15 protein-coding genes and 1 tRNA gene are annotated in these 17794 nt (G+C 66.9%); 7 read left to right on the plus strand and 9 right to left on the minus strand.

All coding sequences use genetic code 11. The features are described from left to right. Positions 1-78 precede the first annotated feature (78 nt). Positions 79-3534, plus strand: a complete 3456-nt coding sequence (gene mfd, locus AC1RT8_RS02245) for a transcription-repair coupling factor (protein WP_493073971.1) — start codon at positions 79-81, stop codon at positions 3532-3534. A 123-nt stretch (positions 3535-3657) separates the two neighbouring features. Here the strand turns inward: mfd and AC1RT8_RS02250 are convergent, their stop codons facing one another. Next, on the minus strand, positions 3658-4092 hold the full coding sequence (locus AC1RT8_RS02250; RefSeq protein ID WP_493073972.1) for a VOC family protein: 435 nt from the start codon (positions 4090-4092) through the stop codon (positions 3658-3660). Between the two features lie 97 nt (positions 4093-4189). Between AC1RT8_RS02250 and AC1RT8_RS02255 the strand changes: the two genes are divergently transcribed. Together AC1RT8_RS02255 and AC1RT8_RS02260 are read left to right on the plus strand one after the other, a co-directional pair. Continuing rightward, complete coding sequence (locus AC1RT8_RS02255; protein ID WP_493073973.1) at positions 4190-5830, plus strand: response regulator; 1641 nt, start codon at positions 4190-4192, stop codon at positions 5828-5830. 93 nt (positions 5831-5923) lie between these two features. Next, complete coding sequence (locus AC1RT8_RS02260) at positions 5924-6448, plus strand: GAF domain-containing protein (RefSeq protein WP_493073974.1); 525 nt, start codon at positions 5924-5926, stop codon at positions 6446-6448. A gap of 6 nt (positions 6449-6454) precedes the next feature. On the opposite strand, the gene AC1RT8_RS02265 is transcribed toward AC1RT8_RS02260, so the two are convergent. The 4 genes from AC1RT8_RS02265 to AC1RT8_RS02280 form a co-directional block, all read right to left on the minus strand. Beyond that, the gene (locus AC1RT8_RS02265) at positions 6455-6982 is read right to left on the minus strand and encodes a DUF4199 domain-containing protein (protein ID WP_493073975.1); all 528 of its coding nucleotides are present in this window, start codon (positions 6980-6982) and stop codon (positions 6455-6457) included. A gap of 91 nt (positions 6983-7073) precedes the next feature. Next, entirely contained in the window at positions 7074-7502 is a 429-nt protein-coding gene (locus AC1RT8_RS02270; protein ID WP_493073976.1) for a response regulator transcription factor, read from the minus strand. Between the two features lie 14 nt (positions 7503-7516). Continuing rightward, the gene (locus AC1RT8_RS02275; RefSeq protein WP_493073977.1) at positions 7517-7948 is read right to left on the minus strand and encodes a YybH family protein; all 432 of its coding nucleotides are present in this window, start codon (positions 7946-7948) and stop codon (positions 7517-7519) included. Next, positions 7945-9930, minus strand: coding sequence for a putative bifunctional diguanylate cyclase/phosphodiesterase (locus AC1RT8_RS02280; RefSeq protein ID WP_493074661.1), 1986 nt, complete (start codon positions 9928-9930; stop codon positions 7945-7947). The genes AC1RT8_RS02275 and AC1RT8_RS02280 overlap by 4 nt, the downstream gene beginning before the upstream one ends. Before the next feature lie 154 nt (positions 9931-10084). Here AC1RT8_RS02280 and moaA point away from each other — a divergent pair, with 154 nt between their 5' ends. From moaA to AC1RT8_RS02300, 4 genes are all read left to right on the plus strand, one after another. After that, on the plus strand, positions 10085-11080 hold the full coding sequence (gene moaA / locus AC1RT8_RS02285; protein WP_493073978.1) for a GTP 3',8-cyclase MoaA: 996 nt from the start codon (positions 10085-10087) through the stop codon (positions 11078-11080). A gap of 10 nt (positions 11081-11090) precedes the next feature. After that, complete coding sequence (locus AC1RT8_RS02290) at positions 11091-11864, plus strand: NAD kinase (RefSeq protein ID WP_493073979.1); 774 nt, start codon at positions 11091-11093, stop codon at positions 11862-11864. A 62-nt stretch (positions 11865-11926) separates the two neighbouring features. After that, positions 11927-12001: transfer RNA gene (locus AC1RT8_RS02295), tRNA-Asn, on the plus strand. Positions 12002-12053: 52 nt separating this feature from the next. Next, positions 12054-12509 carry a hypothetical protein gene (locus AC1RT8_RS02300; RefSeq protein WP_493073980.1) on the plus strand — a complete coding sequence of 152 codons (456 nt, stop codon included), beginning with the start codon at positions 12054-12056 and terminating at the stop codon, positions 12507-12509. Between the two features lie 2 nt (positions 12510-12511). On the opposite strand, the gene AC1RT8_RS02305 is transcribed toward AC1RT8_RS02300, so the two are convergent. The 4 genes from AC1RT8_RS02305 to AC1RT8_RS02320 are packed head-to-tail and all read right to left on the minus strand — an operon-like array spanning position 12512 to position 17794. Beyond that, a complete protein-coding gene (locus AC1RT8_RS02305) occupies positions 12512-13198 on the minus strand; it encodes an IclR family transcriptional regulator (RefSeq protein ID WP_493073981.1) in 687 nt (228 codons plus the stop codon). Next, complete coding sequence (locus tag AC1RT8_RS02310; RefSeq protein ID WP_493073982.1) at positions 13195-15741, minus strand: glycoside hydrolase family 3 C-terminal domain-containing protein; 2547 nt, start codon at positions 15739-15741, stop codon at positions 13195-13197. The genes AC1RT8_RS02305 and AC1RT8_RS02310 overlap by 4 nt, the downstream gene beginning before the upstream one ends. Continuing rightward, positions 15738-16073, minus strand: a complete 336-nt coding sequence (locus tag AC1RT8_RS02315; RefSeq protein WP_493073983.1) for a hypothetical protein — start codon at positions 16071-16073, stop codon at positions 15738-15740. Before AC1RT8_RS02315 ends, AC1RT8_RS02310 begins: the two co-directional genes overlap by 4 nt. Then, entirely contained in the window at positions 16070-17794 is a 1725-nt protein-coding gene (locus AC1RT8_RS02320; protein ID WP_493073984.1) for an AMP-binding protein, read from the minus strand. Before AC1RT8_RS02320 ends, AC1RT8_RS02315 begins: the two co-directional genes overlap by 4 nt.

Consider the following 17794-nt stretch of genomic DNA (forward strand, 5'->3'; position numbering starts at 1 on the left):
CGCCCCTGAGTCTTTAGTAGGCGCGCAGACGCGCGCACCCACCCCCGGCCCCTCCCTTTCAGGGAGGGGGGAGATAGAATGCCCGACCTGAACAAGATTCTTTCGGCCAGGACGCCCCTCACCCTTGCCGGCGTGCCGACGGGGTTCGAGCCGTGGCTGCTCGCTGACCTCGCCCGCGCCGCGAAAACCCGTGCGGTCTTCATCGCGCCCGACGAGGCAGCGATGCGCGCCATCGCCGCGACAGCGACCGTGTTCGCGCCCGAGCTTGAGGTCCTGACCTTCCCCGCCTGGGACTGCCTTCCCTATGACCGCGCCTCGCCGACGCTTCATGTCATGGCCGAGCGCATGGCCACGCTGCATCGCCTGCAGCAACCGGCCAAAGGCCCACAGCTCCTCCTCACCACCGCCAACGCCGCCGCCCAGCGCACCCTCACCCCGTTCCGCATCCGCCAGCTCGTCGCCACCCTCGCCCCCAAGGAGCGCATCGGCCGCGATCGCCTGGCCGAGCAGCTTCAGGCGAATGGCTATGTCCGGGTGGAAACCGTCGCCGATTCGGGCGAGTTCGCGGTGCGCGGCGGGCTGGTCGACCTGTTCCCCTCGGGCGCCGAACAGGCGCTTCGCCTCGATTTCTTCGGTGACGAGATCGAATCGGTGCGCACCTTCGACCCCGCCGACCAGCGCACCACCGGCCGGATCGAGGGCTTCACCCTGCTCCCCGCCTCCGAGACACTGCTCGACGAGGACAGCATCAAGCGCTTCCGCAGCCGCTATCGCGAGCGCTTCGGCGCCACCGCGACGGGTGATCCGCTCTACCAGGCGATCAGCGACGGCCGCCGCCTTGCCGGCATGGAGCATTGGCTACCGCTGTTCGAGGAGAAGATGGCGACGCTGTTCGACCACCTTGGCACCGATCCCGTCGTCGTCCGCGACGCGGGCGTGCTCGGTGCGGCGGAGCAGCGTTTCGAGGCGATCACCGATTACCATGCCAATCGCGTCAAGGCGCAGTCGAGCGATCCCGGCAGCTACCGGCCGCTTCCGCCAGACGCGCTGTATTTGACCGCGAAGGACTTCGCCGAGCGGCTGGAGCAAACCCCGGCCCATCTCACGACCCAGTTCCATGAGCCGGAAAGCGCCACCGTCCTCGACTTCAACGTCGACGGTCCGCGCGATTTCGGTGCGGAACGGTCGAGCGGTGCGAACGTCTATGAAGCCGTCGTCCATCACATCGCGACACTCCGCCGCGATGGCCGCAAGCCGATCCTCGCCAGCTACTCGACCGGCGCGCGCGAGCGGCTGTCGTCGCTTCTCGCCGATCACGGGCTGAAGGCCGGAACCAAAGTCGATACCTGGCAGGAAGCGCTCGGCGCGGCGGACAAGGGAATCGCCCTGATCGTCCTGCCGCTCGATCACGGTTTCACCACCCCCGACGTCGCGCTGCTCACCGAGCAGGATATGCTCGGCGATCGCCTCGTCCGCCGCGCCAAGCGCAAGAAATCGGCCGATGCTTTCCTCGCCGAGCTGGCGATGCTCACGCCCGGCGACCTGGTCGTCCATGTCGATCATGGCATCGGCCGCTATGAGGGCCTGACCTCGATCCCGGTCGGCCAGAGCCCGCATGATTGCGTCGCACTGACCTATGCCGGCGGCGACAAATTGTTCGTGCCGGTCGAAAATCTCGAAGTCCTGTCGCGCTACGGCTCGGACAGCGAAGGCGCGAGCCTCGACAAGCTCGGCGGCGAAGCGTGGCAGCGCCGCAAGAGCCGCATGAAGGAGCGGATCCGCGAGATTGCGGGCGAGCTGATCGCGACCGCCGCCGAACGCGCGCTTCGTCCCGCCGATGTGATCGAACCCGACCAGAGCGGCTATGCAAGCTTCGTCGATCGTTTCCCGTACGAGGAAACCGAAGACCAGGATCGCGCGATCAACGACGTGCTCGGCGATCTTGCCACCGGCACGCCGATGGACCGGCTCGTCGTCGGCGATGTCGGCTTCGGCAAGACCGAGGTGGCGCTCCGAGCTGCCTTTGCCGCGGCGATGTCCGGACTGCAGGTCGCTGTGGTCTGCCCGACCACCCTGCTCGCGCGCCAGCATTTCCAGAATTTCACCGCGCGCTTCGAGGGCTTCCCGCTCAACATCGGCCGCCTCTCGCGCCTCGTCCCCACGGCCGAGGCCAAGGCGACGCGCGAAGGCCTGGAGAACGGCACGATCGACGTGGTGATCGGCACCCACGCGATCCTCGCCAAGTCGGTCGCGTTCAAGCGCCTCGGCCTCGTCGTCGTCGACGAGGAACAGCGTTTCGGTGTTACGCACAAGGAGCGGTTGAAGGCGCTCAAGACCGATGTGCATGTGCTCACCCTCACCGCGACGCCGATTCCGCGCACCTTGCAGATGGCGATGTCGGGCCTGCGCGAACTCTCGGTGATCCAGACCCCACCGGTCGATCGCCTGGCGGTGCGCACCTATATCATGCCTTGGGATCCGGTCGTGCTGCGCGAGGCACTGCTGCGCGAGCATTATCGCGGCGGCCAGAGCTTCTTCGTCACGCCGCGCGTCGCCGACGTCCCCGATATCGAGCAGTTCATGCGCGAGCATGTGCCGGAGGTGCGCGCCGTCACCGCGCACGGCCAGATGTCCCCGACCGAAGTCGAGGAGCGCATGTCCGCATTCTACGACAAGAAGTTCGAGGTGCTGATCTCCACTACCATCGTCGAGAGCGGCCTGGATATCCCAAGCGCCAACACGATGATCATCCACCGCGCCGATCGCTTCGGCCTGGCCCAGCTTTATCAGCTGCGCGGGCGCGTCGGCCGGGCGAAGACCCGCGCTTATGCCTATCTCACCACCCCGCCGGATCGGATCGTCACCGAGACGGCGGAGAAGCGCCTCAAGGTCCTGTCAGATCTCGACAGCCTCGGCGCGGGGTTCCAGCTCGCCAGCCACGATCTCGACATCCGCGGCGCCGGCAATCTGCTCGGCGACGAGCAGTCGGGGCATATCAAGGAAGTCGGCTACGAACTCTACCAATCGATGCTGGAAGAGGCGATCATGGATGCCAGGGCCGGCGGCCTTGCCCAGCGCCCGCGCGACTTCTCGCCGCAGATCACGGTCGATGCGCCGATCCTCATCCCGGAGGACTATGTCCCCGATCTGGACCTGCGCATGGGTCTGTATCGGCGCCTGAACGATCTCGACGAATCCCAGGCGATCGAGGCCTTCGCCGCCGAGCTGATCGACCGGTTCGGCCCGCTGCCCGATCCGACCGAGAATCTGATCCGCCTCATCGAGATCAAGCTCAACGCGAAAAAGGCGTGTGTGGCGAAGATCGATGTCGGCCCGCGCGGGGCACTGGTCAGCTTCCACGACGACAAGCCGCCCAACATCGACGGCCTGCTCGCCTGGATCGCCCGCCTCGACGGGGTCGCGAAGCTGCGGCCCGATTCCAAGCTGGTGATCAACCGCACCTGGGGGGATCCCAAGGCGCGGCTCAACGGGGCGCTGCAACTGTCGAAGGGCCTAGCCAAGGCCGCGGGGTAGCCCTTCAGTCCGTCATGCCGGACTTGTTCCGGCATCCACCGTGTCGCACATTCTCCGGTCATTGAGATCGCGGCACAGTGGACCCCGGGGACAAGCCCGGGGTGACGACCCTTGATTGTGCGATCACATTTCGAAAGTGATCTTCACGGAGGGCGCGCTGCGCTCGGCCTCGCCATGGAAAACCGCCTCGATATTGTTGCCGTCCGGATCGATCAGGAAAGCGGCGTAATAGCCGGGATGATAGGGCCGCTCGCCCGGCGCGCCATTGTCCTTCCCGCCCGCGTCCGACCCCGCCTTGTGAAAGGCCTCGACCATCGCGCGGTCCGCCGCCTGAAAGGCAAGGTGATGCCGCCCGGTCAGATGCCCCTGCGCCGCCTGGCTGTCGGCGGTCGAGACGAACAGCTCGTCCGCCCAGAAATAATCATCGGCCACGCCGCCGATCGGCACGCCCAACACCTCGAACACCGCCTCGTAGAAGCGGCGGCTCGCCGGCAGATCGCGCACCACGAGCTGGATATGGTCGATCAGCCGGCCACGATGAAGTTCCTGCGCTTCCATGCTCTTCTCCTCGGTCAGCAGACCGAACGGAAAAGCCGTCCCGCCAGTTCCCAACTTCGCGTTGATTTATAGGCCTGATGCGGCATATCGGCCCGGCATGAATCTGGTTATCGCCACGCAATCCATCCGCGGGAGACGGTGGCCGGGCTATTTGCTCGCCGTGGCGCTCTGCTTCTTCGCGCTGTGGGTCAGGCTCAGGATCGGCGGTACGCTCGACGGATATCCCTTCATCACCTTCCTGCCGGCGGTCGTCATCGTGGCGTTTATGGGCGGGTTCGGGCCCGGCGTTCTGGCAGCGATACTCTCCGGCATGCTCGCGAAATATTATCTGATCGAGCCGCTGGGATCGCTCGCCCCGTCCTGGCCGTCGGGCTGGATCGCGATGGCGCTCTACTTCTTCACGACAGCGATCATCATTGGCCTGACTCACGGCATGTTCGCCGCCCATGCATCGCAGCTCCGGACCGAGGCCGAGCTGCAGGCGCTGAACCATCAGCTCGAGGATCGCGTGGCCGAGCGTACCGCGGCACTTCAGGCCGAGGTGACCGAGCGCGGCCAGGTCGAAGCCCAGTTGCGCCAGATGCAGAAGATGGAATCGATCGGCCAGCTCACCGGCGGCATCGCGCATGATTTCAACAACATGCTGGCGATCGTCATCGGGTCGCTCGACATGGCGAAGCGGCGGCTCGGCGGGTCCGAGCACCCCAAGATCCTCGAGTGCATCGACAATGCGAGCCAGGGTGCCCAGCGCGCCGCGACCCTGACGGCGCGGCTGCTCGCCTTTTCGCGCCAGCAGCCGCTCGCCCCGCAGGCGGTGCAGGCGAACCAGTTGGTCAGCGGCATGTCCGAGCTGCTGCGGCGCACCATCGGCGAGCATATCCGGGTCGAAACCATCCTCGCGGGCGGCCTGTGGCACGCCTTTGCCGATCCCTCCCAGCTCGAAAGCGCGATCCTGAACCTCGCGGTCAACGCCCGCGACGCGATGCCCGACGGCGGCAAGCTGACGATCGAGACGGCGAATACCGAACTCGACGATCGCTATGCCCGCAGCCATGCCGAGGTCGAGCCCGGCCAATATGTGATGATCGGGGTCAGCGACAGCGGCACCGGCATGCCGTCCGAGGTAGTCGAGCGGGCCTTCGACCCCTTCTACACCACCAAGGGCGTGGGCAAGGGCACCGGACTCGGGCTCAGCCAGGTGTTCGGCTATGTCAAACAGTCCGGCGGCCATGTGAAGATCTATTCGGAGACCGGCCAGGGCACGACCGTCAAGATCTACCTGCCGCGCCATCTCGGCGCGGCCGGAGCGGTGGCCGAGTCCGACAAGGGCCGCGGCGAATTGCCGACCGGAACAGCGGAGGAGATCATCCTGGTGGTCGAGGATGAGGAGCAGGTCCGCCACATGACCGTCGATGCCCTGCGCGACCTCGGCTACACGATCGTCCAGGCGGCCGATGCTAATCAGGCGCTTGAACAGCTCGCCGTCCAGCCGCGGCTCGATCTGGTGTTCACCGACATCGTCATGCCCGGCATGAACGGACGCGAGCTGGCCGACAAGGTGCGCGCCGAGCGCCCCGAGATCGCGATCCTGTTCACCACCGGCTATACCCGCAACGCCGTGGTGCATAACGGCATGCTCGACGCCGGCGTCGCGTTCCTGCCCAAGCCCTTCACCATCGCCCAGCTCGCCTGGAAGGTGCGCGAGGTGCTCGACGGCGGCGGCGCCAACCGCGGCTGAGGCAGCGAGGCTGCCAGAAACATCCGATATGGATCGTTCGATTACCGATCCTTCACAATGGCTTGCGACAAGGCCCCAAAGAGGGGGGAACTCATGGCGCAGATTGCCTATCTGCAGCGGTGGAACGCGCTGCACGACACGATCGCCCGCATGCAGGGGGCCGGATCGATCGAGGGCGCGATCGAGGTGGTGCGGGAAACCGCGCGTCAGGTGACCGGCGCCGACGGCGTGGCGGTCATCCGCCGCGTTGGCGACGAGGTCGCCTATATCGCGGAGGATGCGATCAGCCCGTTATGGACCGGCCGGCAATTCCCGATCGAGCGCTGCATCTCCGGCCTCGCCATCCTGCATAACCGGCCGATCGTCATCCCCGACATCGAGCATGATGCGCGGGTCCCGCTGAACCTGTATCTGTCCACCTTCGTCCGCAGCATGGCGATGTTTCCCGTCGGCACGCCGATTCCGACCGCCGCGATCGGCGCCTATTGGCGCAGCCGACACGATATCGACGGCCGGTCGATCATGCTGCTTTCCGCCCTGGCCCGGGCGCTGGGCAATATGCTCGATATCCTGCCAGCCACTGCATCGGCCGCGCCGGAGCTGCGCCGGGCAAGCTGACCGCGCTTAACGTGCGGCCGGCAGGACCCTCGGATTGCGCAGCAGCGCAGCCGACACCAAAGCGACGAGCAGCCCGACCGGGAACATCTCCATGAAGGTCATCGGGATGCGGTATAGCGGGTTGCGATAGCTCACGCGGACCTGCTCCCACTCGGCCATTTCCCTGGCGATGGTGGCGGCTGGAACCCCCGCGGCCTGCTTCGCGCGGGCAATGCCGGCGATGTAATTGTCCATGAACACATAGTTGGTCTTCGCCAGATAGACCTCCCACACCCCGGCATAAGCGAGGCCCGCCACCAGCGCGATCGACAGCCCCAGGCCGAGGGCCGGCCAGAATTTGATCACACCGCCCCGCTCGACATCGCGATAGCGCTTTACCCCGACGAAGATGAAGGTCAGCGCGACCAGCATGACGAGATAGCCGAACCATTCCGAGCTGAAGAAGCTGCCTCGCTCGCTGAACACGATGCCGGCGAGCATGGTCAGGATGATGACGAGGCCCGACAGCAGCCCGTAAGTGAAAGCGTATCTCACGATTCTCGACTCCCGCTGTTAACGGCTCGACAGGACAGGAAAGCGCCCGACCGGCCCATCGCCCGAACGGGTGATTTTCGCGAAATCGCCCTTACGCCCGATCCGCCGGCGGGATCAGCGCGAGCCAGCGCGCCTTCTCCACCGCCGGGATACGCCGCTGCACCTCCAGCTTCTCGTAGAGGCGCGCGACATGAGTCTTGATCGTGTGCGGCGAAATGCCGAGCGTGCGCGCCATCTCCTTGTTCGACTGGCCCGAGGCGAGCAGCTCCAGGATCTCGCACTCCCGCGCGGTCAGCCCGAGCGATCGGATCGCCGCATCGTTACGCTGGAAGTCCCGCCGCGCCGGTCTCGGCGTCAACTGGCGCCCGACCCAGATGCCCAGGGCAATGAACCCAGCGGCCAGCAGCGCGATATAGAACTCGGTCGAGAAGGCACGGGTAAGATAGCGATATTGCAACCATTCGAGCGCACCGACCGCGGCGGCCAATGCGATCGCGTAGAGAATGACCGTCCTCGCCATGCCGCCCCTTCACCTCAGCTGCTGTGATCCGCGACGATCTTCCAGCCTTCCCGCTTCTTCTCGAACAGCAGCGAGGTTGAGCCCGTCTGGTCAGCCGTGCCGTCGATCTTCAATCGGTACCGTGCGACGAGCAGGGCGTGCGACGGGTCGATCGGACGGAAATCCACTTGCTCGAAGGTCAGCGCGCCGCGTTTCGCCGATACTTCCGGCGCGAAGCGGGGCGCATAACGCGCGGCGATCGCCGCCTTGCCCCGGATCACCCCGTCGCCGACCACGAAGGTCGCATCGTCCGCATAGACCGTCATGAAGCGGTCGAGGTCGCCCGCCGTCCAGCCGGCCGCACTGTCCTGTATCGCAGCCATGATCGCGACATGCGCATCGTCTCGCGGCGCTGCGGCGACCGGCATCGTCAACGCAACCGCGGCAATGGCTGCGATCGTCCTCATGAAACGGGTTCGATCAATGCCACCAGCGCTTCGGTCGAGATCGGCTCGGAGCGGAGGAAGCCCTGATAGATCTGGCACCCATCCTTGGCGAGGAGATCGAGCTGCTGCTGGGTCTCCACCCCCTCCGCAATGACGACCAGGCCGAGCGAGCGCGCCATGTCGATCACGCCGCGCACCACCACCCGGTCGCGCGTCGTGCCGGTGATGTCCTGGGTCATCTTCTTGTCGATCTTGAGATAATCAAGCGGCAGCGACTTGAGATAGGCGAGGCTCGAATAGCCCGTCCCGAAATCGTCGATGGCGACCCGCACGCCCGCGCTGCGCAAGGTCGCGAGCAAGGTCGACGCGATGCCCAGATCCTCGATCAGCCCGCTCTCGACGATCTCCACGGTCAGGCGCGACCGGGGGAACCCGCTGGCATCGACCCGGTCGAGGAACAGATCGGCAAAGCCCGGCCGCGCGATGTCGCCGGCGGTCAGGTTGATCGACAGGCGCAAGGCGCACAGCGCCGCCGGCCAGGCCGCGCCCCGCTCCAGCGTGATGCGCTGGATATGGTCGGAGAGCCCGATCTCGAGATCGGCGCGCGCGGCCGCCGCGAACAATATTTCGGCGCCGATCGTGCCCAGCGCCTTGTGGTCCCAGCGCGCCAGCGCCTCGACGCCGACGATCGCGCCGGTGGTGACCGACACCTGGGGCTGGAAAAGGATGTCGATCTCGCCCCGCTCCATCGCGTGGCGCAACTCGACCGCGAGGGCATCGATCGACTCCTCACCCCCGCCGGTTTCGGCGACACGCACCGTGGCACTGTCCGAGGCGCGCGCATCGGCCAGCGCCTCGCTCGCCCGGCGGAGCAGGGTCGCGGCGGTATCGCCCAGCTCGCCCCCGGCAATGCCGATCCGGCAACCGAGCACCGCGATCGTGTCCCCGGCCACGAAAGGCCGCGCCAGTTCCCCGGCGATCCGTTCCGCCGCCAGGTCGACACGGGCGCCCACATCCTCGATCGCGACGAGAAATTCGGATCCGCCGAGCCGCGCGACCAGCGCGCCGCCGGCCGCCTCCTCGATCCGCTTGAACGCCGCGCGAAGCAACGCGTCGCCCGCGGCGCGGCCATAAGCGGCGTTGACCATGTCGAAGCGGTTGAGCGCGATCAGCATCGCGGTCAGTGGCCGTCCGTCGGGATCGGCCAGCCGGCGCTCGATCCAGCGCCGGGCGCTCCCGGCGTCGCGGGTGCCGATCAACGCGTCGCGCAGGACCGCGGCAGGTTCGGGCGCGCTGCCCAGCGGCTCGATCAGAGCATCGATACGCCCGGCCTTCGCGTCATATTGGAGGTGCTGGACGATCCGGCCGAGGCCCGCCAGATCATGCGCGAAGGCGGTCGCCTGCCGTGTCGCCGACAGTCGCCGGATCGAGGCCATGGCCGCCCGGCGTTCGGTCGGGTCGATCCGACGCCACAGCGCGACCAGCTTGGGGTGCTCGTCGACATCGAGCAGCCGGGCAAAGGCAGGCGTGAGCAGCAGCGCGCGGGTCGCCACGTCGAGCCGCCAGCCGAGCGGTTCGGCCGGCCCGGTCGCGCGCCAGTCCCCCGCCATGCGCTCGGCATGGCGTGCGGCATAGCGCAACGCCTGGAGGAACTCAGCCTCGCTGAACGGGCTGGCGAGGAAATGGGTCGCCCCCGCATCATAGAAATCGCCGATCGCGGTGGTGTCGCCGCGCGAGACCAAAGCGAGCAAGGCACCGCCATTGGCGGCGATCGCCCCGCCCAGCGCCGACGCCGCCTCCCGCCCCTCGCCAAGCGCGCCGCGCGCGTCGATCACCGCCACCGCCGCGCCGCTGGTCACGAACCGCCGTTCGGCCCCCGCCGCGCGGCGCGCCGCCACGACCTGCCAGCCCGCGCCCGCCGCAAGCTCGGCAAGTTCGTCACGCTGCCTGAACGACAGGATGAAAAGGGGCGCAGGGCCATGGCTGGGCTCGGCGTCGATCAGGGTCTCTTTCTCCGTTCGTGCTGCGCTTGTCGTTGGACCGTTCCGCCCTTCATCACGGCTTTGGCGGCGAAGAACAAGGCTTGGCCGGTCCCGAAGCCGGACGGAAATGCCAAACGGGGTTGTTAGCGCCCCCGCGAAGGCTTAGCTCCTGCACATGGCCTGCGCCCCCGCCCTGATCGACCGCCATGGCCGCACGATCAGCTATTTGCGGATCTCGGTGACGGATCGCTGCGACCTGCGCTGCCGTTATTGCATGGCCGAGCAGATGACCTTCCTGCCCCGCGCCGCCCTGCTCAGCCTCGAGGAGATCGCGCTGATCGCCGAGCGCTTCATCGCACGGGGCATCACCAAGATCCGCCTCACCGGCGGCGAGCCCCTGGTGCGCCGCGACGTGGGCGATCTGGTGCGCCGTCTCGGGCGCCATGTCGGGGCCGGGCTCGACGAGCTGACCATGACGACCAACGGCAACCGGCTAGCCGATCATGCCGACGATCTGGTCGCGGCCGGCATCCGCCGCATCAATGTCAGCCTCGACAGCCGCGATCCCGAGACCTTTCGCTACATCACCCGGCACGGCGATGTGGAACGCGTGATCGGTGGCATCTTCGCCGCGCGGGATGCCGGGCTTGCCGTCAAGATCAACATGGTCGCACTGAAGGGCCTGAACGAGGCAGAGATCGCGCCGATGCTCGACTGGTGCGTCGAGCATGGTTTCGACCTGTCGCTGATCGAAACCATGCCGCTCGGCGCAATCGACGAGGACCGCACCGACCGTTTCCTGCCGCTCACGGCGGTGTTCGACGATCTCGCCGCACGCTTCCCGCTGGCTCGTGACACGCATCGCAGCGGCGGCCCGGCGCGTTATTGGCGTGTCTCGGGCAGTGACACCCGGCTCGGGCTCATCTCGCCGCTCACCGCCAATTTCTGCGACACCTGCAACCGTGTGCGCCTGACGACCGAGGGTGTGCTCTACACCTGTCTCGGCCATGACGATCAGGTCGATCTGAAGCAGGCGCTGCGCGACGGCGGCGTGTCCGGGCTGGACGCAGCGCTCGACCGGGCGATGGCGACCAAGCCCGCCCGCCATGATTTCGACATCGCCGCGGCCGCGCCGGCGGTATCGCGCCATATGAGTGTCACCGGCGGATGAGACTGCCTCGATGAGCATTCGCCGGGCGCTCGTCGCCTCCCCGACGCCACCCGCCCAGGCCGCGGCGGAAGAGCTTGCCGACGCCTATGACTGGGTACCGGTCGAGGATGCCGAGATGATCGTCGCGCTCGGCGGCGACGGCTTCATGCTGCAGACGCTCCACCAGATGCTGGAGCGGCGCAAGCCGGTCGTGCCGGTGTTCGGCATGAACCTCGGCACGGTCGGCTTCCTGATGAACGAATGGCGCCGCCACGGCCTGGACGAGCGGCTGTCGCGTACCAAGGAATTCAAGGTCATCCCGCTCAGCATGACGGCGGAGACGGCCAGCGGCGAAGTCTTCAAGCTCCCCGCGATCAACGAGGTCTCGCTGCTCCGCGAGACCCGCCAGACGGCCAAGCTCGAGGTTACGGTGAATGAGCGCGTCGTGATCGACGAACTAGCCTGTGACGGCATCCTGGTCGCCACGCCCGCGGGATCGACCGCCTACAACCTCTCCGCCCAGGGTCCGATCCTGCCGCTCGGCTCGGCGATGCTGGCGCTGACCCCGATCAGCCCGTTCCGCCCGCGGCGCTGGCGCGGCGCCATCCTGCCCGACAAGGCGCGCATCTCGCTGCGCGTGCTCGAGCCGGCGAAGCGCCCGGTAAGTGCCGTCGCCGATCAGCGCGAGATTCGCGAAGTGGCGAAGGTGGATATCGCGATCGACCGCGCGCGCGAGCTGACGCTTTTGTTCGATCCGGAGCATGCTCTGGACGACCGGATAACGATGGAACAATTCATTGCGTGACGGGGCCTGATGGGGTTGCATCGTCTGAATCGCAGGTTATACAGCGCGCCTCCGCACGGTGTTCCCTGATAGCTCAGCGGTAGAGCTCTCGACTGTTAATCGAGCGGCCGTTGGTTCGAATCCAACTCAGGGAGCCATTTTTCGACAGAGACATTATCGGGTCCTGTCGGCGGGGTAAGCGGATCGCTGATGCTGAGCCAGCTTGAACAGGCCGCCCAGAATCTGGAGCAAGCGCGGGACCTGCGCGCCTCCGGCACCTCCTATCGCGCGATCGGACGCCAGCTCGGGCTCAGCTCAGGTCAGCTCGGCCATATCCGTCGGGCGCTCAAGCGGGAGAAAGGCGCCCGGACGAGGCTGCGCTCGACGCGGCCCGACGCGACGGACCGGGATCTCCCGGTGAGCCGGTCAGTATTGCCGGCGGGCTTGCGGCAGCGCCTGACCGCATCGGGATACCGGACGCTCGGCGACCTGGCGGACAGGCTGGCCGATCCGGACTTTCCTGGCCTGGAAACCGTGCCGGGAATAGGTCCTCACCGCGCGCGGCTGGTGAAGGGCGTTCTGGACCATTTCGGCCTGCTGCCCGGCCCGAGCGATTTGCAGGCGGCCGTCGAGCGCCTCTTCCCCGAATTCCGCGACGAATCCTGACTTTACTGACCCTCCGGCTCGGCAGAACCCAGATCGTGCGACAGCGCGGCGGCAGCGCCCCGAACGGCATGCTCGAGCGCTTCACGACGGGCATCGTCGACGTCGACCGCGGGGCTCGAGACCGCAATCGCGGCGATGACGTTTCCTGCGACATCGTACACGGGCGCTGCGGTACAGAAGATTTGATGCCCCTCTTCCTCGCCACTGGCGAACTCGGCGCCTAGCAAGGCTCGCCCGATCGCTGACTCGAACGACTCCCCCTCCCCGACACGGCGCGCGACGATGGTGCGCCGCCTGCCCGGGATCACGTCGAGGTGCATCGCCTCCGCCCCGCTCAGGACCACGAGGCTCACGGTGTCGCGCGTCGCGGCGGCAAGCGCGTCGAGATGTGGGCGTGCGGTCGGAACCAGGTCGAGCTGGCGCTGTGCCTCGAAGCCGATCTGCAACGCGGTCGGACCGAGGCGGTAGCCGCCGCGTCGGATCGGGACGAGATAGCCCCGCTCCACCAGCACGCCGGCAATGCGATGGGTCGTGCTGGTGGGGAGTCCGGTGGTGGCGCTCAGATCAGTCGGATAGACATCCCCTCGCGCCACGGCCTCGATCAGATCGAGGCCGCGTTGCAGCGTCTTGGACGATGCGCGCGCAGCCACCGCATCGACATGCTCGATCTGGCCTTCGATGTCGGTCATCTGGATACGGTGATCGTACTGGTCAGCCGCAGGTCTTCCGACGAGGAGCCGACCATCAGCCTGTATTCGCCCGGCCTGATCTGCCAGCTTTTGGAGGCGACATCGTAGAAGGAGAAGGCACGAGGATCGAGCGTCAGGTCCACGCGTCGCTTGCCGCCCGCCGGGATCTCGACCTTCGCGAAGGAGCGGAGCTGCTTTCCAGCCTCATTGGCCACCGGAACGACCGGCGCCACATAAAGCTGCACGACCTCCCTGCCGGCGCGGGAGCCGCTGTTCTGCACGGTCAGTCGCACCTTCAGCGACGTGCCGCCGCGTGCCTGCCGGGGCGCCTGCAGCCCGGAATAGGCGAAGCGCGTATAGGAAAGGCCGTGACCGAACGGGAAGAGCGGCTTCACCCCGCGCGCCTCGAAACCCCGGTACCCGACCTGCAACCCTTCCGAATAAGCGCTCTTCGGATTCTTCAGATCAACTTCATCGTCTTCGGTCCGGGCGAGGAACGACACAGGCAGTTTGCCCGAGGGATTCACCCGGCCGAACAAGATGTCCGCCAGCGCCGCCGAGCCACCTTCGCCGGGTAGCCACATGTCCAGGATGGCGGGCGCCTTGTCGCGCCACGGCATGGTCATCGCGGCGCCGGCGTTCACCACCACCGCGGTGCGCGGATTGGCGGCGACCACAGCCTCCACCAGCCTGTTCTGCTCACCGGGCAGGTCGAGTGACGTGCGGTCATAGCCCTCGCCTTCGGTCGTCGAGGACGATCCCACCAGCACGATCGCAGCATCGGCTGCCCGAGCCACGGCCACGGCCGCATCGAGCGAGGGGCGCGGTTCGCGCATGCCGAAGCTGAGATACTCATACGGCGTCTGACCGGTCTTATAGTCGAGGTGGATAGGGTAGCTGCGGCCCGCCACCAGATCCACGGTGACGGTCCGCCTTGGAATGGGGAAACCCAGCACGTCCCGAATATCCGGCGTGGAGGCCGTGCCCTTGTCCAGGATGGTCTTGCCATCGAGCGTGATGATCGCATTGCCCGTGCCGCGGACGCTGAATTCATGCGGCCCGGAGGTTTTGGGCCAGAAGAACCCCTCCCACCGGAGCGCACTGTAGCCGGTGACCTGCGGCCCCGCGACATTGCCGCTGATCCGTTTCAGGAAACTCGTGGCGCGCTCGCTGCGCACCGGCGTTCCGGAGGCGTCGGCGGTGGCATAATAGCTCGCGGCCATGCCGGTTTCAGCCCGGTCCAATCCCGGGCTGAACATCGCGGGCAAAGCGGCGGGCGGCGTCTCCTCATTGTCGACGCCCTTGGCATAGGTCACTTCGACGCCCGGCAGGGCTGCCTTGAGCGCCTGGAGCGGTGTGGTCAACGCATCGAACGGCTCGACGGCGGAGCTGCCGCCGCCCTGGATGCGCGAGACATCGGCATTCGGGCCGATCACAGCGAGCGAGCGGATCGACGGGTCGAGCGGCAGCACGCCGGCGTTCTTGAGGAGAACGATCGCTTCCTCCGCCGCCTTACGCGCGACGGCGGCATGATGCTGCGCGCCCGGCTTCGCCTCGGGTGTGCTCGCGCGATCCAGCGCGCCGCTGCGCACGATCAGGCGCATCATGCGGCTGGCATTGTCGTCGATCTGCGCAACGCTGACCTTGCCCGCATCGACCGCTGCCTTCAGCTTGGCACCGAAATTGGACGGCGGACCGGGCATCTCCAGGTCCATGCCTGCATTGGCGGCTGCCGCCGTCGAATGCGTCGCGCCCCAATCGGACACGACGAAGCCCTTGAAGCCCCATTCCTTCTTGAGCACGTCCGTCAACAGCCAGTGATTGTCGGTGGCGTAGGTGCCGTTGAGCCGGTTGTAGGACGCCATGACCGACCAGGGATCGGCCTGTTTCACCACGGTTTCGAACGCCGGCAGATAGATTTCGCGCAGCGTCCGCTCGTCGACGATCGAGTTGACGACGAAGCGGTTGGTCTCCTGGTTGTTCGCTGCGAAATGCTTGATCGACACGCCGATCCCGGTGCCCTGCGCCCCGCGGACATAGCCGAGCGCGATCTGGCCGGTGAGCCAGGGATCCTCGGAATAGGTCTCGAAATTGCGCCCCCAGCGGGGCGTCCGCACGATGTTGACCGTCGGCGCGAGCAGGACATCGGCGCCGTGCGCGCGTGTCTCCAGGCCGATGGCGGTACCCACCTCGCGTACGAGATCGGGATTCCAGGTCGCGGCCAGCGCCACGCCGACGGGGAAGACGGTGGCCGGCTTGCCTTCCGGCGACCGGACTCCGGTGGGCCCATCCGTCATCCTGATCGAGGGAATGCCCAGGCGCGGAATCGCGTTGAGCGTCATCGACGTCTCCCCCGCCAGGAGGAGAATCTTCTCGTCGAGCGTCAGCCGGTCCATCAGGTCAGCGACGCGCTTTTCGATCGGCGCACCGCGGTCCTTGTAGGCCGGCGTTTCCTGCGGCGGCGCCGCCATGGCCGGCACGGTGCCACCCATCAGTACGAGTACCGCAACACAACCACCAAGATACCGGGCGCCTTTCTTCATTTGATCGCCGCCAGATCGGCTTCGGCCTTGGCGAGGATCTCGTCGGTGAGCTTGCCGTTCGAATAGGGCTGGACCTGATGCAGGCTCAGCGCCTTGAACATCTCATATTCCGGGAGGGCGGTCATGCCCGGGAAATTCTTCTCCATCACGACCTTGCCGCGCTCGTCCGCCACGATCTCCTGGATCGGCGTATCGAGGGTGAACTTCGCGCCAGTGGCCGGAGCGGTCGCAGGGGCCGGGGCAGCGGGCGCTGCAGGCGTGGTCTGTGCACCAGCGCTCGAAACGGTGGCGAAGGCCGCCAGGGCAGCGCCGATCAGGTATAGCTTCATCATTTCACCTCTTGCTTGGGATTGGTTGGCGATGGGGCGCCGGCGGAATCGCCGAGCCCGAGTTCCGCGATCATCGTCTCGCGGATCAGATATTTCTGGATCTTGCCGGTCACCGTGGTCGGGAAGGCATCGACGACCCGGATGTAGCGCGGGACCTTGTAATGGGCGATCTGGCCACGGCAGAATTCCCGCAGCGCCTCGGGATCGGCATCGGCGCCCGGCCGCAGCCGCACCCATGCGCAGAGTTCCTCGCCCATGCGCTGGTCAGGCAGCCCCACGACCGCGACATCTTCGATCCCGGGATGGCGATAGAGGAAGTCCTCGATCTCGCGCGGATAAATGTTCTCGCCGCCGCGGATCACCATGTCCTTGAGCCGGCCGACGATATTGCCATAGCCCTCAACGTCGATCGTCGCGAGATCGCCGCTGTGCATCCAGCCGTCGCCATCGATCGCCTCGGCCGTCCGCTCCGGATCGTTCCAATAGCCGAGCATCACCGAATAGCCGCGCGTGCACAGCTCGCCCGGCTGGCCGACCGGCACGACTTCGCCATCGGCATCCACCACCTTGCATTCGAGATGGGGCAGCACCCGTCCGATCGACCCGACCCGCTGCTCGAGCGGATCGTCGAGCCCGGTCTGGAAGCTGACCGGGCTGGTCTCGGTCATGCCATAGGCGATGGTCACGTCGCGCATGTTCAACCGCCCGATCACCTCGCGCATCAGCGGCTCGGGGCAGATCGCGCCGGCCATGCAACCGGTGCGGAGCGAGGACAGATCGAAACTGTCGAAATCGGGATGCGCAAGGACCGCGATGAGCATCGTCGGCACGCCGTACAGCGCGGAGCACCTCTCCGCCGCGACGGCATTCAGCACGGCCGCGGCATCGAATCCCGGGGACGGATAGACCATCGCCGCGCCGCGCGTGAGGCTGGCCAGATTGCCGAGCACCATGCCGAAGCAATGATAGAGCGGCACCGGGATACAGATGCGATCATCCGGCCCCAGCGCCATGCCCCGACCGACAAAATAGCCATTGTTGAGGATGTTGCGATGGGACAGCGTGGCGCCCTTGGGCAGGCCCGTGGTGCCGCTGGTGAACTGGATGTTGATCGCGTCGTCGGGGCCGAGGCCGATCTCGATCCGGTCCATTTGCGCGCGCGCGTCCGGGCGCGGCGCGGCGATGTCGCCGAACTGCACCCAGCCGAGCCGCGGCTCTCCGTCGATCTGGATCGCGCAGCGCAGCGACGGCAGCCGTTCGGCGTTCAACCGGCCCGACCTGCTGCGGCTCAGCTCGGGCGCGAGCGCCTCGATCATCTCGACATAGTTGCTGGTCTTGAACGTCTCGGCGGTGACCAGCGCGCTCAACCCGACATGGTTGATCGTGAACTCGACCTCGGACAGACGATAGGCCGGGTTGATCGTGACGAGGATCAGGCCCGCACGCGCAGCGGCGAACTGGGTCAGGGTCCATTCGGCGCAATTGGGCGACCAGATCCCGATCCGGTCGCCCGGCTCGAGCCCGAGCGAGAGCAGGCCGGCCGCCAGCGCGTCGGCGCGTGCCAGCAGCTCGGCGAAGCTCCAGCGCACGCCCTGCGCCACCGAGACCAACGCATCGCGCTCGCCCCAACGATCGGCCGCGCGAACCAGCGCTGCGCCGATCGTCAGGTCAAGCAGCGGCGGCTCTGTGGGCCCCTGGACGTGACTGAGGGAGAGCGGCGCCAT

It is taken from the genome of Sphingomonas sp. GW821-FHT10F11 (assembly GCF_058809095.1).